Source organism: Gemmatimonas phototrophica (genome assembly GCF_000695095.2).
GTDB lineage: Bacteria > Gemmatimonadota > Gemmatimonadetes > Gemmatimonadales > Gemmatimonadaceae > Gemmatimonas > Gemmatimonas phototrophica.
In genome coordinates, this window is record NZ_CP011454.1 from 183,120 (window position 1) to 196,867 (window position 13,748).

Here is a 13,748-nt window from a genome sequence, read left to right on the forward strand (position 1 = left end):
GCGTTGTTCAGGAGGCAGGCGGCCCACTCAAAAACGCGTCTGCCGGGCTGAGGAGCACCCCCGGCGCGAAGCCGAGCAGCAACAGCAGCAGAATGAGCATGGCCGCCACCACGCGCTCGCGCGTGAGCAGATCGGGGGCGAGCGATGGCGTACCGCGCCCCAGAAAGACGGTGGAGTACGTCATGAGCGTGGCCACGGCGAGGAAGGCGCTGGAGAGAATCATGGCCACGGTGCTCGTGGGACTCTCCATCCACAACGTGTGCAGCAACAGATCGTCGGCCACAAAGCCGGCCATGCCGGGCAACCCCACACCCGCGCCACCAAAGAGCGCAAAGGCAGCGGCCAGCACGGGAAACGCCGCCACGCGCCCGCCGCGCCCCACAAATGACACCGCACCCACGCGCGATTCGAGGGCACTCGTCATGATGCCCAGTCCGCCAAGGGCCAGCCCCATGGTGACGGCCACCAGCAGTGCCGCGCCGAAGTTGCCAATGCTGGCCGTGCCCAGCGCTGCCAGCAACATGCCGCCGTGCATGGCGGTGGTGCCGCGTACAAAGCCGCGCAGATCACGCTGCACCAAGGTAATGAGGGCTGCCCCCATGGCCGCGCCGGCGCCAATGCGCACCAACCAGGGCGCCGCCTGAATGGCCACGTTGTGGTGATCGACGAACCGCAGATGCACAAACACCAGCGCAATGAGTGACGCCATCTGCTGTGTCTGCACGAACGGCGCGCGATCATTGAGCGCCGCCACGCCCACATGCAGCGGCATGACACCGGCGCGCAGAGCAATGGCGACTCCCGAGAGCGCCAGCGCCACGCTCATATGGTCGCCTCCTACCGCCACTGATGCGCCGATGGCAAGGATAGCCGAGAGCACCAGCATCACGCCGCCGGTTCGCGTGGCGGACCACGCCGTCGCGGCATGCATGAGCGCACTGGCCGCCACGGCCGCGTAAGCTACGGATCCATTGCCCGCAAAGAGTGCCACCGCTTGCACGACCATGAGCGACAACAGCATCCACGTACGATGACGTTGCGGCTGCGCCACCACCGGGGCCGCGCTCAACAGTGCGCACACCAGCAATGTCTCCCACGGCGCCGAGACCGTACTCGTGAGATCCATCATGACGCCGATGACGTGGACGATGCATCTGTACCCGTCGCCTGCGGGACATCGGCCGAGCAGACCCGCCGCCAGCTACGATCGGCCCGATCCAGCAGGCGCGCAAAGCCCATGAGTGGAGCCAGCAGCCTATCGATGAAATCATCCAGCCGCAGCCGATGCAACGACGCCGCATACACGCGCGCCGACAGCGACGGCGACAGGCGATCGAGCCACGTGGGGTGACGAGGCACATGTCCCAGCCGGTGGCTGTCGTGAATCATGTTGGGCGCCTTGAGGTACTGTCCAAGACGCAACAGCGCATGACACACCAGATGCGCCAGCGCGAGCGTGGTCCACCCCATGCCGATCTCGGCAAGAATGAGCCCCACCTGCGCCAGCGTCGCGTGGGCCAGCGCCCCCTTGGCATCGGTGTGCACGCGCACCACGGCCGCCGCGTAGAGCGCGGTACTGAGCCCTACCACCACCGACATGGTGCGCGCAATGACTGACGTTTCAAGCACTGGCCACACGCGCAGCAACAGAAACAATCCGGCGTGAATGGACACGGCGCCGTAGAACAGCGCACTGGAGGGCGTGGGCCCTTCCATGGCGCGCGGCAACCATCCGGAGAAGGGGAGCTGCGCCGACTTGCCCATGGCCGAAAGCAAAAATAGTAGGGCAATGGCGGTAGACTGCACCATGGGTAGCGCCGCCGCCCCCGACATGGCGGAGAAGCGCGCGGAGCCCAACAGCTCGAACGTGGCCACGGTGGCGATCAGCAGCCCGGCATCGGAGAAGCGATAGGTGGCGAATGCGCGCACCGACGAGCGCACGGGTTCATCACGCTCGTGAAAAAAGCCAATGAAGAACGCCGACGAAATGCCAATGAGCTCCCACCCGGCGAAGAACAGCTCCAATGCCCCCGCCAGTGCCACCAGCTGCGTACCCGTGGCAAACACGCCAATGAGCGTGAAGAAGCGCGTGAAGCCTGGCTCCTTGTGCAGATATGTGCGGGAGAAGCGTGCTACCAGCGCCGTGAGCACGGCCGCGAAGAGCGCAATGGTCACCGAAATGCGATCAACCAGCAGTACGGCGGGAATGCGGAAGTCGCCAATACGCAGCCAGTCGCCAAACTCGACGTCACCTCGCACGGCGTCGCCACCGATGCCGAGAAACCCCGCAGTCACCGCGACCACCGACGCGATGGATATCATGAGGCCACTGTTCACCACGCGCATGACCCACCCTTCGCGTACGGGCGCCCGCCGCAACAGCACGCGCGCGCCTACCAGCACCACGCTGCACAGCGGCGCCAGAATGGCGAGGGCAAGCCCCCAGCGAACCATCAGCACGGTATTACTCATGGTACCATTCACGGCGAGTGCTCATGCTGGCTGATGGTGTCCGGGGCCCACGGCAGCAAAGGGCAGCGCCCGCCGCACCAGCGCCGGCGCCAGATGTCCGCGGCTTTGCATGTGCCACTCCGGCGATCTCTCCACCACCGGCAGCAGCATGGGCTGCGGTTCGTACGGCACAAAGCCGCCGTCCTGAAAGAGCTGCATGGCACCGGTCTCGGGATGCACCGACACCAGCTGAATCCACTGCTTCACCACCAGCTCGGCCACCTCAGCCTGTCGTCCGGCTACGGTGAGCAGCGCTTCCGGTGTGGCGTCTACAATGAGCAACAGACGCATGGGCTCATGGATCTCCACCATCTGCCGCGGCAGCCCTGTGCGCAGATCGCTCTGGTGGCCGTTCATGACACCAATGAGCCCCGTCACATTATGCGGCAGTTTGGTGCCACAGCCAAACGTCTCGTTGTCCACCGAGGAGAAGTAGTACTCGAGGCTGATGCCCGCGCCCACCGGCCCGACCGCCGCCAGAATGCGCTCGAGTACTTTGTCATCCTGATCGATCGTGGAGTCGTAGCTCACCAGAAAGGCGCGACGGTCGAGATGCAGCCCGCGCGTGAGCGTACGGGGCCCCACAATACAGATGGCGTTGGTGCAGTGTCCGTATTCCGGGCGCGGCTGCGCCAGGTGCGATGACCGTGCTTCCACGTGACGCAATGCGCCCTCAGCGGTAATGCTGAGCGGCGCGTCGTCGAAGCGCCGACACCGTTCCTGCGCATCATCGCGCCGCGCCAGCTCAAGCGCGCCGTAGACCTCCTGAAAGGCGCCCGCCAACGCGGCGGGCAGTGTTTCGAGATCGTAGTAGCGCACACTGTCGTTGGCGGTGTCGTGCAGTGCGCCAATGAACCAGGTGTCGGCGGGAATGGTGATGCCTCGTTGGCGCACGCCGTCACGCACGTCGGGGCGATTGGCCATATCGGCAAACACGCGCGCATTGGCGCCGCCACGACGTCCGCCGCAGGCGCCGCAATCATGCGCCGACTCATGCGGGTTGTTGAGACTGGTGGAGCCATGGCCGAGGAACACCACAATGGGCGCGAAGTCCCGCACGAGGCCCAGGTTGGTGAGGACGGCGGTCACGCGATCCACGGATTCGTCGAGCGAAAAGCCCACGGGTTTCTCGCCGGCGTCCATGCGTGCGCTGTCGCTGACCCGGAACGCGGAGACGCGCGTGGCTGGCACCGGTGCCAGTCGCGAGACCAGCCGTTGGCCCCACTCCAGCGACGAGCGTGGGGCGGCAACTCGGGCCAATGTTTTGAGCCCGGACAACGGCCCGAGGAGGAAACTCAAGCCGGCACCACCGGTGAGGGTGCGCGACGCGACCGCCGCACGACGTTCCCACCCCAGCCAGCGTTCGCGCGCGCGGGCCCGCAATGCATGCGTCCCAAGCGCGGTATACACAGGGCGCTCGTGCACTTCGTGCGCCGGCGTGACCACCACCGGGCAGTGCGCCGCCGGCGCGTGGTCATCGAGCCCCATGTAATCGATGGCTACGCCAAAAAAGCCAGCGGTGCCGTAGGTGATGTATCCGGGGTGCTGTTCTTCCAGGGCGCGCCGAATGGATTCTTCGCGCTCGTCGATGCAAAACACGAACTGCCCGCGCGGCCGTTCGGCGGAAGGCGTCTCGGCGGGCAGTGCCCGTCGCGCCGCCATGGCGTCGAGAATGACCGTGCGGTACGCGCGTTCGTACGCCTCCTGAAACAGCTGCCGGCGCACCATGCCACTGCACGTTGAACACTCGTGCCACAGCGCACCGAGCGCGTCGCCGGTGAGCGACTGCACGTCGGTGGCTGTGAGCTGGGCGGCACGGGCAATCTCCCAGAGCAGTCGCGCATCCAGGAGCGCCGGCCGCGCCGGGGGCGCTGGTGTACGGGACTGCAACGCCGCCCATTCGTGCGGAAGGCCCGCCTGCGTGCACTGCTGCTGCACCGCGTGCCATTCGAAGAGCAATCGCACGGCCAGAAAGTCTTCGAGTGACACCGGGGTGCCAGACGGATGCTCTTCGGGGTGTCGTTCCAGACGCGCAAACATGCCGCTCCAGCCTGGCAGGGCGAGTGCCGTTGCCACCAGAAACGGTTCGATGGCGGCCCCAGTGACACCGAGGAGCGCCAGCATGCGGTCAATCACGGAGCGCGCCGATTCGTGGGTCGCGGCCACGGTGCGCATGGCATCGTCTACCCCGCGGCAGGCACGCGGCGGCGCGGCGCCTACCCCGTACGTCTGCGCCACCGCGTTCAGAAATCCCTGCTCGCAATAGGGGGCCGCAACCTGCGCCTGTCCCTGATCCAAAAATCCCGACGCCAGGCGAATGAGTTCACCGTGCACGGCGATGTCGGTGTCCGGCTGTCCGTGCGATACCAGCACATCACGATGCCGTTGGAGGCGACGGGTGTCGGGGCGGACCAGCCGCGGGCCGTATGATGCGCGGGTGAGGCAGGCGTCCCAGAGTTCCGGGACTTCACATACGGGCGCAACGCCCTCCTGAATCAGATAGGCCAATGCGGCGGCGTCGTCACTGTCGGCCTCAGTAAGCGTGAGTAGCTGCCACAGTTCCGCCCGTGTCAGGTGAGCGAGCACCGGCTCACTGCCCCGCGCGCCCAGTACGCGGTCGATCTCCACGCGGACGTCGGAGGCGGCCACCCGTCCGGCGCTCAGTGCGGAACGAAACTCACGCAAGGTGAGATACGGTTTGGCGCCCAGCGCGGCCGCACCGGCCTGCACCCCATCGTGAAACGGGAGATGTTGAAAGGCGTGCAGCGTGTTGTGATGAATGAACACGCCAATGGGCCCCTGATCGGGGAGGATGCCATGGGCCGCGGCCAACGCCCGCGTCACGGGATCGTCGGGCAGGTGCGACGATGATCCGTGCGCGTGGGTGGGCGGCGCATGGGCCGTCATGATCAGTGCCCGCCGCCGCCCTGCGCGTGCGTCAGATCAATGCCACGCACCGTCACCGTGATGTTGCGATGCTCAGCGTCTTCGATGAACGTGGCCAGCACTTCCTTCACATCGTGATCGATGTACTCGTCGGTGCCGTCAATAATGACGGTTTCACCGTCGTCCACTTCTTCGAGCGTGGAGATGATGCCGGGCTTGGAAACAAACGTGCCGTCACGACGGAAGCGCATCTGCCACACGCCGGCGTCGTCCTTAATGGCGACCACGGCACGCTTGGAGTTTTCGTAGAGCACGAACACGATGCCCACCACAATGCCCACAATCACACCCTTGAGCAGGTCGAGTACCAGCACGGCGGCAATGGTAATGGCAAAGGGAAGCAGCTGCGTGATGCCCAGCTTGACCTGCGTGGTGAAGAGCGTGGGCTTGCAGAGGTTGAGTCCGACCTGAATGAGGACGGCGGCCAGGCAGGCCAGCGGAATGCGATTGAGCAGCGGACCGGCCAGCAGTACGGCGCCCAACAGCAGCAGTCCGTGAATGAGCGCGGACAGTCGCTCGCGTCCACCGGCGTTCACATTGGCGCCGCTGCGCACAATGACGGCGGTGACGGGAAGTCCGCCGAGCAGGCCGGATACCGCATTGGCGGTGCCCTGCGCCAACAGTTCGCGGTCGGGCGGGCTATGACGCTTGAGCGGGTCGAGCCGGTCAATGGCTTGCAGTGAAAGCAGCGTTTCGATGCTGGCCACTACGGCAATGGTGGCGCCGGCCATCCACGCGGCCGGGTTCATGAACGCGGCAAACTCCGGCCGTGGCAGTGCGGAATACAACGCACCGGCGCCACCGAGTGGCACGTTCACGAAATGACGGGCCTCGAGCGCAAAGGTTGGATTGGACGACACCAGCGCGGCCGTGACACTGGCGAGGACCACCACCACGAGCGCCGGTGAGACCAGTTTGATTTTGGCCATGGGCGTGTACTTCCACCCATACAGAATGGCGAGCGACAACAGCGCGATGGACACGGCGCCGGCGTTGTGCTGCGACAGCATGGTGGAGAGGCCGCCGTCCGATCCCACCGCCACCGGGAGTTGCTTGAGAATGATGGTGATACCAATGGCCGCCAGCATGCCCTTGATCACCGACGACGGCACGACAGCGGCAAAGCGACCGGTGCGCAAAACGCCAAGCAGAAACTGCAACAGTCCGGCGATGATGACGGCGGTGAGGAACGGATTGACTCCGCCGAGATGCTGCACTTCCACCAGGACGATGGAGGTGAGGCCGGCAGCAGGCCCGGTCACGGACAGTGGTGACCGGCTGATGAACGGCACCACCAGCCCACCCACAATACCGGCAATGAGCCCCGAGACCGGCGGCAGGCCGCAGGCGATGGCAATGCCAAGGCAGAGCGGTAGCGCGACCAGAAAGACGACGAATCCGGCAACGGAGTCTTCCTTGGGGTGGCTGAACATCGAGGGGTAGTGATGCATGCAGAAACGTCAGGGAGTGGGGCAGGGGAGTGAACCAGCGGGCTAAGGTACGCCGCTTTCCGGGAAACGCTACGGGGACAGGCTGAAATCGCTGGAGGGTGCTGCACATGAAAGAATGAGGCCTATATCTTTCATTTATGCCTACGACTTCCAATGTCGTCCCTTCACCGGATGCCAGTGCCGTCGTGGCCAAGGCCGCTCTGGCGGCGGCGGCCCGTCTCGGGCTGAGCCACCGACAGCTTGCGGCCATCATTGGCACCAGTGAAGCGTCGGTCTCTCGGCTGCAGCGCGGCCGGGGGATTGATCCGGACAGCAAGGAAGGAGAGTTGGCCCTCCTTCTGGTGCGCCTGTTTCGGTCTCTGGATGCCCTGGTTGGGGGCGATGAGTCACACGTGCGTGCCTGGATGCACGCCATGAACGATCATCTGGGCGGCATACCGGCCCAGCGTATTGCCACCGTGGAGGGGTTCGTGGATGTCATCCAATATCTGGATGCACTGCGAGGGCGCCTCTAGGCGGCAGCTGCTGCAGCTCGCCCCGTGGCGGGTGGTGGAATCGCAGCACCAGGTGTCCACGCGCAAGCTGGTGGATTCAGCCGCCGAGCAGGAACTGCTGGAAACGCTGGTGGACCGGGTGAAGCCACCGGTCGCGGTTGGGGGGCGGTTGCACTATCTGCTCTCCACGCCGTTCCGCTACCCGCCGTTGCGTTACGGGTCACGCTTCGGAGCTCGTCAGGAGCGCGGTATCTGGTATGGTGCCGTGGAGCAACGCACGGCGTTTGCCGAAGTGGCGTACTACCGATTGCTGTTCCTGGAGGGCACGCGCGCCTCACTGGATGTGGTGATGACCGAGCTGTCGGCGTTTACGGTGCGCATGCGCAGTGACCGGGGCGTGCGCCTCGACCAGCCGCCGTTTCTCGCGCATCGCGACGCCATTTCTTCACCGGTCTCATATGCAGAGTCGCAGGCACTGGGGCGCGCTATGCGTGAGGCCGGTGTGGAGCTGTTCGTCTTTGTATCGGCGCGTGATTCACGGGGTGGGCTGAACGCGGGCGCCTTTACCCCGGCGGTGTTTCGCGCCGCCAAGCCGCAGCACTTTCAGCGCTGGCATTGCACGGCCACGCGGAACATGGTGGAGTTTGTGCGCGGTGATCTGACCGGTGACCGCGACGTGCACACCTATGCGCGCGAGCAGTTTCTGGTGGAGGGGGTGTTGCCGATGCCGGGGGTGTGAGCAGGGCATTCTGCGACACCGGCGTTGTTGGCTGGGCTTGTAGAACTGCCTTACGAGGACTGCTCCGATGCGGCGGACAGGGCGTCCAAACGAGGACTGGCTCCGGCATGGGCTCGCGGCGTACTGCTGCGGCGAGGCTGATCACTATTGTGGTTCGGTTTTTGAGGTGGTGGAGAGTGCTTGTCGCATCCACCGTCGCAGTCCTCGTTCAGACGCCCTTGCCGACGCCGCGGGACAGTCCTCGCAAGGCCGTTGTTCTTTGCTGGCCGCGACACCCGTGCCTGCGGCTGGCCTCGTAGAACTGCTTTACGAGGACTGCTCCGATGCGGCGGACAGGGCGTCCAAACGAGGACTGGCTCCGGCATGGGCTCGCGGCGTACTGCTGCGGCGAGGCTGTTCACTATTGTGGTTCGGTTTTTGAAGTGGTGGAGAGTGCCTGTCGCATCCGCCGTCGGAGTCCTCGTTCAGACGCCCTTGCCGACGCCGCGGGACAGTCCTCGCAAGGCCGTTGCTTTTTGCTGGCCGCGACACCGGTGCCTGGGGTCTCGTAGAACTGCATTACGAGGAATGTGCAGACGTCGAGGATGGCTTGTACGACGGCCGCGTCATTGCGGCACACGGCCGTGACGAGCTGCTCGGCCAACTGGTGTGCTGTGGGTGGGGTGTTGTTTGGTCCACTGAGGCCTCCTCGGCGTTGCCAGTACCCGTGAAAGTGGCCATCCTGCAGCCATGAGCGAATTGTCCGGGTTTTCGACGCCCACGCTGCTGGCCATGAAGGCGCGGCTGACCAACTGGATAGTCTACATCGCCGCTGTCGATCTGCTGGTGGTGACGATATTGGTTTATCTCTTCATGACGCGGCCGCCGGCGCGGGTGATGCCGCTGGTGCCCATTCTCACGCTCCCTGCCATTACGATTTTCCCGTTTTTGCGGCGGGTGAGTGCCGTAAAGAAGGAGCTCGCGGGGCGGGACCAGGTGGGGGGGTGACGCGTCCAATTTTCGAAAAGCACGCGATCAACTGGCTGTGTTCCAACATTCCCCTCCTATCGAACATGACATCACGCTCCGACCGAGATCTGGAACGCACGTACACGCGCACGCAGTTCGTGGCCAAACTGCGTCGCTTGGCCGATGCATTGGAAGCAGAGACCGCCTTCACCATTCAAGTGGCCGGCGAGCGGTTGCGGGTGCCGGCACATGCCGAATTCAACATCGAGCACGAACGTGCCGAGGGCACCGATGAACTGGAGTTTCAGGTGCGTTGGTCGGCAGAGTAAGGCGACGTGAACGGGGCGCTCCGATGCACTGGAGCGCCCCGTTGTACTACGCGTGTGGCAAACAGTTACGCACTGGGTGCCGAGTCGGCGCCGCGCCACAGGTTGGAGGTATTCAGTTCTTCGCGGCCGCAGAGCTTGAGGCTGCAGAAGAGCTGCGTGCGGTAGGCCGCATAGTTGGCCAGCAGCATGGTGACGAAGTGCGCGCCGCGCGACATGGGGCCACCAAACAGCTGAATGGTGCCGCGCATGTCGTCGTCGCTCATGGCGCCAATCTGTTCGGCAAACCAGGCCGGATGGGTAGCCAGCACGGCGTCGAGCCCTGCCAGGTCGAGCTGATCGGCCGCACCCTGCGCGGCACCCCAGGCGGCGCCATCAAACACCCCCGTTTTGATGGCCGTGGTGAGCGCCGGCCCCTGCACCATGAGGTAGCGCACGAGCTCAATGTTGCTGCGCTGCTTGGGCGTGGCGCGGAAGTCCACCGCGTCGGCGTCGATCTTGGTGATGAGGTGGCGCAGCACGTTCACTTCGTGCGACAGGGCGCCAATGAGTTCGTCTTTGGAGAAGACCATGGGATGGGCAGGGAAAGGGAGATCCGCGGTGAGCCGAGCGCGGGCAGGTCGCCCGCGTGACGCGCGGAATAGTTACGGCACAGGGGCGCCGGGGCAAGCGGATCAGGCGGACTGTCTTGGTCCGTGAGCACATCTTTTCGTACCTTTTACCCATGTCACTTCACGCGACCATCCGTCAGCCCGTTGGCGTTCTCTTGGCGGCGCTCTGCGTGCTGACCGCCTGCCGACCGGTCGCTCCGCCGCCGAAGTCGCCACTGCCGCCGACCGTCGCGAACGTCGCGGCCACGCGCCGGGCCCTCTGGCTCGATCCGTCGCACGCCGAGTGGCGGCGTGAGGCGCCTGCGGTGTCGCACCTCCGCTTCGAAACCAGCAAAGGGGTGTTCGTGCTGGAGTTGCACCGGGCGTGGGGTCCGCTGGGCGTAGACCGTCTGTATAACCTCGCGCGCCTGGGCTACTACGATGACACGCGCTTTCACCGCGTGAATGCCCGCTACATCGCGCAGTGGGGACTGCACGGCGATTCCTCGGTGAACGCCGCATGGAAGGGGCGCTATCTGGCCGACGATCCGCCGCGCTCGCGCAATGCGCGCGGCACCTTCGCGTTCTCATACGAAGGGCCAGGGAAGCCGAACACGCGCAACACGCAGCTCTATGTCAACCTTGCGGACAATGCGCGCAACGACGCCGAGCCGTTCACGATTCTTGGTACGGTGATCGAGGGAATGGCCGTGCTGGACAGTTTGTACAGCGGCTACGGAGAGAACGCCGGCAGCGGCGTGCGGCAAGGGAAACAGGGTCCGCTGGAACGGGGCGGCAATGCGTTCATGGATCGTGAGTATCCGCGGCTGGATCGCATTACTCGGGTAACGGTGTCGACGTCTTGACAGCGAACTTCTTCGAAGCCGTTGCCTTTCATGCCGTAGGAAATCCCTTCTTCGATCTGGTCGTCCACGGCTTCGAGCAGTGCCGCCCGCACGACCTCGATGGTCGCGCGAGTCTCGTCCGGCAATTCGCTCAGGTCGTCCGCAGCGGTCGTAGCCTTGCCCGGCATCGGTACTCCGGGTGAGTGGCGGAGGAAGCCTGTACGGGGCAGTCGGGCCCGGGCCACCATAAGGCGTAATGCTCTGGTCGGTCGATCAGAGGGGCCATGTCGCCGCCGCAGATCACCGCGGCGAAGTCGTTGGTGGCGCGAGGTGACAGTCGCTGGAATATTTCTAGATCTTAGTCTATATTCTAGAATCATGGCCATCAGTATCAAGGATCCAGACACCGACCGTCTCGCCCGTGAGCTCGCGGCCGTGACCGGAGAGTCGCTCACCGAGGCGATCCGTGCCGCGCTGGTCGAGCGACTCGAGCGTCACCAGCGTCCCGAGCGTCGCTATCCCATGCGTGAGGCCGCCCTTCGCATCCGTGAGCGGCTGAACGCGTTACCGGTAGTGAATGCCGGGGCCGGCATCGAGCTCGAGTACGACGAGCACGGTCTCCCCGCGTGATCGCCGCATCGCGCGCAGCGGTCATCGACACATCGGCGCTGGCCGCAATCGCACTTGGCGAGCCTGCAGCCGATCAGCTGGTCGGCGCCGTGGAATTGCTCGCGTTCCGCCTCGTCTCCGCCGGTTCAATTCTCGAACTGTCGCTGGTGCTGCAGGCCCGCTTCGGCACGGCGGCGGACATAACGGTCGACGAGCTCGTGCGGGATCTGCACCTCGACGTGGTGCCGTTCGACGGTCCGCAGCTGGTGCTGGCGCGCGATGGCGCCCGGCGCTTTGGTAAAGGCCGGCACGCCGCGTCGCTCAACTTCGGGGACCTCTACGCCTACGCATTGGCCATGGATCGGCAACTGCCATTGCTGTATGTCGGCAATCATTTCGCGCGCACCGACGTGCTGACGCTCGCAGTATAGATGGCCGAAATAGCACTCCTGTCGCGATCGCCGCGTGCGGGTGAGACATTCGTGGCATGAATGAGCCGATTGCGCGTCTCACCTCCTCCCTCGCCGACCGCTACCGCGTCGACCGCGAACGCGGCGGAAGGCGCAGTGATGCTGCAGGGTTTTGATTGCCCAATGTGCCCAGATAGACGTCATATTTGCTGGTAATGCAAAAACCTCTTCTTCAACGGTGTGGCGCACTGGCTGCGAGCCTCGTGGCCCTCGCAACCGCCTGCGTGGGTCAGCGCCAGACGACCGTAACACCACGGACGCCGACCGAAAGTGCACCGTCGTCCACGGTGATCGACGGGGCCTTTGACGATTGGCGCGCGGTACCGGTGTGGGCTCGGTTCCCCGCTTCGTCCGCAATGGCCAGCGCACCACTCACGGTGCAGGCGAATGACGATTCGCACTTTTTCTATCTGTCGGTAGCGCTGCGCGACAGCACGGTGGTCAGCGCCATGTCCGGCACGATGCACCTCCTCATCGATGCCGATGCGGATAGCACGACCGGCGGCACCGCGTACGACATGCGCGGTGTGGATTTCGCGCTGGATCTGTCGAGGCTCGACATTGTGCAGGCGGGCGTTCATGGAGCCGGAATCGCCTTACGCACGATCACCAGTGCGGGACTCGGCGCGTTTCGCTCGGCCTACGAACTCCAGGTCGTTGCGCTGCCCGGCTGGAGCACCGATCGGTTTGAGCTCCGGATTGCCCGAGACGGTGCGCCGCAGGGCTGGCCGCGTCTCGGGGCGCAGATACGCGCCCGGATGGTGCGGGTGGCCCCCGACAGCGCGCGTGTAGCGACCCCCGTGCAGCGGTACGTGTTCACAACACCGCTCGATACCACGCCGTTGCGCGGTGCGTCGTCGGTACCCGACAAAGCGCCAGGAGCGGTGCGCGTGGCGCACTGGAATGTCTCCGAGGGGTCCTTCCTTGCGCCGGGCAATCACGCCAAGCTGCTGGCGGCCGTGTCGCCGGAGATCATCGTGCTCGATGAGGTGTCGGGGGAAGTAGACAGCACGGCGTTGGCGGCGTTTTTTGCCCGCCCCGAGTTGGCCCGAATGGGGAGCTGGCGCTTCGTGCATGGGCAGAGTGGCGGGCGGCAACGCGGTGTGGTGGCGGCGCGCGGGCGTGCCATTCGGGCCGAGCCGAGTATGCGCTACATGCGTTACCCCGATGGGTCGCTCGACAGTCTCGCGCGCAGTGATGCACGAATGCAAGCGCGATTCATCGACACGGAGCGTCGGGCGAATATCGCCAGTACCGGCGCGTGGGTAGACGTGGACGGCATTGAGACGCTCTTCGTCACCGTGGACCTGACCAGCGGTGGATATCTCGGCAGCCCCAACGACGCCTTTCGCCTGCTGCAGGCGCGTACGATGCGTCGCTATGTACTCGACGCCATTGGACAGGGATCATCCCGCGCGCCGGTGGTGATTGCCGGTGACTACAACTCGGTGGCGTCGTACGAGTCGGTGCGCACGCTGCAGCAGTCGCTGGATACCGATGGTTCGGACCTGACGTTGAATCGCGCGTTGCGGTTGGATGGTCGTACCGCCAGCACGTGGCGCAACGACAGTGTCGCGCAGTTCACGCCAGGGCGACTCGATCTGGCACTCTACTCCGACCGGGCGTTCGAGCAGACCGGTGGGTTTGTGTTTGCCGCGGAAGACCTGACAGACCGCTTGCTCGGATCGCTGCAGATCACCCGGGATATGTCTAGGCAGTCCTCAGACCACCTTATTGTGGTGACGGATCTGCGGCGCAAACAGGGAGCTCCTCGTAAATAGTTGCGGGGCCGACAGAACTGCCGACAGCAATAGTGCAC

General features: G+C 64.9%; 13 protein-coding genes. 8 read left to right on the forward strand and 5 right to left on the reverse strand.

Annotated features, from left to right (window positions below; all coding sequences use genetic code 11):
- Positions 1 to 7: 7 nt before the first annotated feature.
- Genes GEMMAAP_RS00815 through GEMMAAP_RS00830 form a run of 4 tightly spaced genes read right to left on the reverse strand, consistent with a single transcriptional unit; the run spans position 8 to position 6,908 of the window.
- Positions 8 to 1,129 (reverse strand): proton-conducting transporter transmembrane domain-containing protein, encoded by a 1,122-nt coding sequence (locus tag GEMMAAP_RS00815; RefSeq protein ID WP_082820949.1) that lies wholly within the window; start codon positions 1,127 to 1,129, stop codon positions 8 to 10.
- Positions 1,126 to 2,472 carry a proton-conducting transporter transmembrane domain-containing protein gene (locus GEMMAAP_RS00820; protein WP_075071372.1) on the reverse strand — a complete coding sequence of 449 codons (1,347 nt, stop codon included), beginning with the start codon at positions 2,470 to 2,472 and terminating at the stop codon, positions 1,126 to 1,128. The genes GEMMAAP_RS00815 and GEMMAAP_RS00820 overlap by 4 nt, the downstream gene beginning before the upstream one ends.
- Positions 2,473 to 2,493: 21 nt before the next feature.
- The gene (locus GEMMAAP_RS00825) at positions 2,494 to 5,418 is read right to left on the reverse strand and encodes a DUF2309 domain-containing protein (protein ID WP_053333893.1); all 2,925 of its coding nucleotides are present in this window, start codon (positions 5,416 to 5,418) and stop codon (positions 2,494 to 2,496) included.
- A gap of 2 nt (positions 5,419 to 5,420) precedes the next feature.
- On the reverse strand, positions 5,421 to 6,908 hold the full coding sequence (locus tag GEMMAAP_RS00830) for a SulP family inorganic anion transporter (RefSeq protein WP_082820950.1): 1,488 nt from the start codon (positions 6,906 to 6,908) through the stop codon (positions 5,421 to 5,423).
- A 137-nt stretch (positions 6,909 to 7,045) separates the two neighbouring features.
- Here GEMMAAP_RS00830 and GEMMAAP_RS00835 point away from each other — a divergent pair, with 137 nt between their 5' ends.
- The 4 genes from GEMMAAP_RS00835 to GEMMAAP_RS00850 all read left to right on the forward strand — a co-directional run bounded on the left by GEMMAAP_RS00835 (position 7,046) and on the right by GEMMAAP_RS00850 (position 9,418).
- A complete protein-coding gene (locus tag GEMMAAP_RS00835; protein ID WP_026849042.1) occupies positions 7,046 to 7,423 on the forward strand; it encodes an MbcA/ParS/Xre antitoxin family protein in 378 nt (125 codons plus the stop codon).
- A complete protein-coding gene (locus GEMMAAP_RS00840; RefSeq protein WP_026849043.1) occupies positions 7,383 to 8,141 on the forward strand; it encodes an RES family NAD+ phosphorylase in 759 nt (252 codons plus the stop codon). The genes GEMMAAP_RS00835 and GEMMAAP_RS00840 overlap by 41 nt, the downstream gene beginning before the upstream one ends.
- Before the next feature lie 729 nt (positions 8,142 to 8,870).
- A complete protein-coding gene (locus GEMMAAP_RS00845) occupies positions 8,871 to 9,128 on the forward strand; it encodes a hypothetical protein (RefSeq protein ID WP_026849044.1) in 258 nt (85 codons plus the stop codon).
- A 65-nt stretch (positions 9,129 to 9,193) separates the two neighbouring features.
- Positions 9,194 to 9,418, forward strand: coding sequence for an amphi-Trp domain-containing protein (locus GEMMAAP_RS00850; protein WP_026849045.1), 225 nt, complete (start codon positions 9,194 to 9,196; stop codon positions 9,416 to 9,418).
- Positions 9,419 to 9,483: 65 nt separating this feature from the next.
- Here GEMMAAP_RS00850 and GEMMAAP_RS00855 read toward each other — a convergent pair whose 3' ends face one another.
- Positions 9,484 to 9,987 (reverse strand): hypothetical protein, encoded by a 504-nt coding sequence (locus GEMMAAP_RS00855; protein ID WP_026849046.1) that lies wholly within the window; start codon positions 9,985 to 9,987, stop codon positions 9,484 to 9,486.
- Positions 9,988 to 10,139: 152 nt separating this feature from the next.
- On the opposite strand from GEMMAAP_RS00855, the gene GEMMAAP_RS00860 reads away from it, so the two are divergent.
- From GEMMAAP_RS00860 to GEMMAAP_RS00875, 4 genes are all read left to right on the forward strand, one after another.
- On the forward strand, positions 10,140 to 10,871 hold the full coding sequence (locus tag GEMMAAP_RS00860) for a peptidylprolyl isomerase (RefSeq protein ID WP_082820951.1): 732 nt from the start codon (positions 10,140 to 10,142) through the stop codon (positions 10,869 to 10,871).
- 357 nt (positions 10,872 to 11,228) lie between these two features.
- A complete protein-coding gene (locus GEMMAAP_RS00865; RefSeq protein WP_026849047.1) occupies positions 11,229 to 11,480 on the forward strand; it encodes a type II toxin-antitoxin system VapB family antitoxin in 252 nt (83 codons plus the stop codon).
- Positions 11,477 to 11,890 (forward strand): type II toxin-antitoxin system VapC family toxin, encoded by a 414-nt coding sequence (locus GEMMAAP_RS00870; protein WP_026849048.1) that lies wholly within the window; start codon positions 11,477 to 11,479, stop codon positions 11,888 to 11,890. The genes GEMMAAP_RS00865 and GEMMAAP_RS00870 overlap by 4 nt, the downstream gene beginning before the upstream one ends.
- 194 nt (positions 11,891 to 12,084) lie before the next feature.
- Positions 12,085 to 13,710 carry an endonuclease/exonuclease/phosphatase family protein gene (locus tag GEMMAAP_RS00875; protein WP_158514679.1) on the forward strand — a complete coding sequence of 542 codons (1,626 nt, stop codon included), beginning with the start codon at positions 12,085 to 12,087 and terminating at the stop codon, positions 13,708 to 13,710.
- Positions 13,711 to 13,748 lie beyond the last annotated feature (38 nt).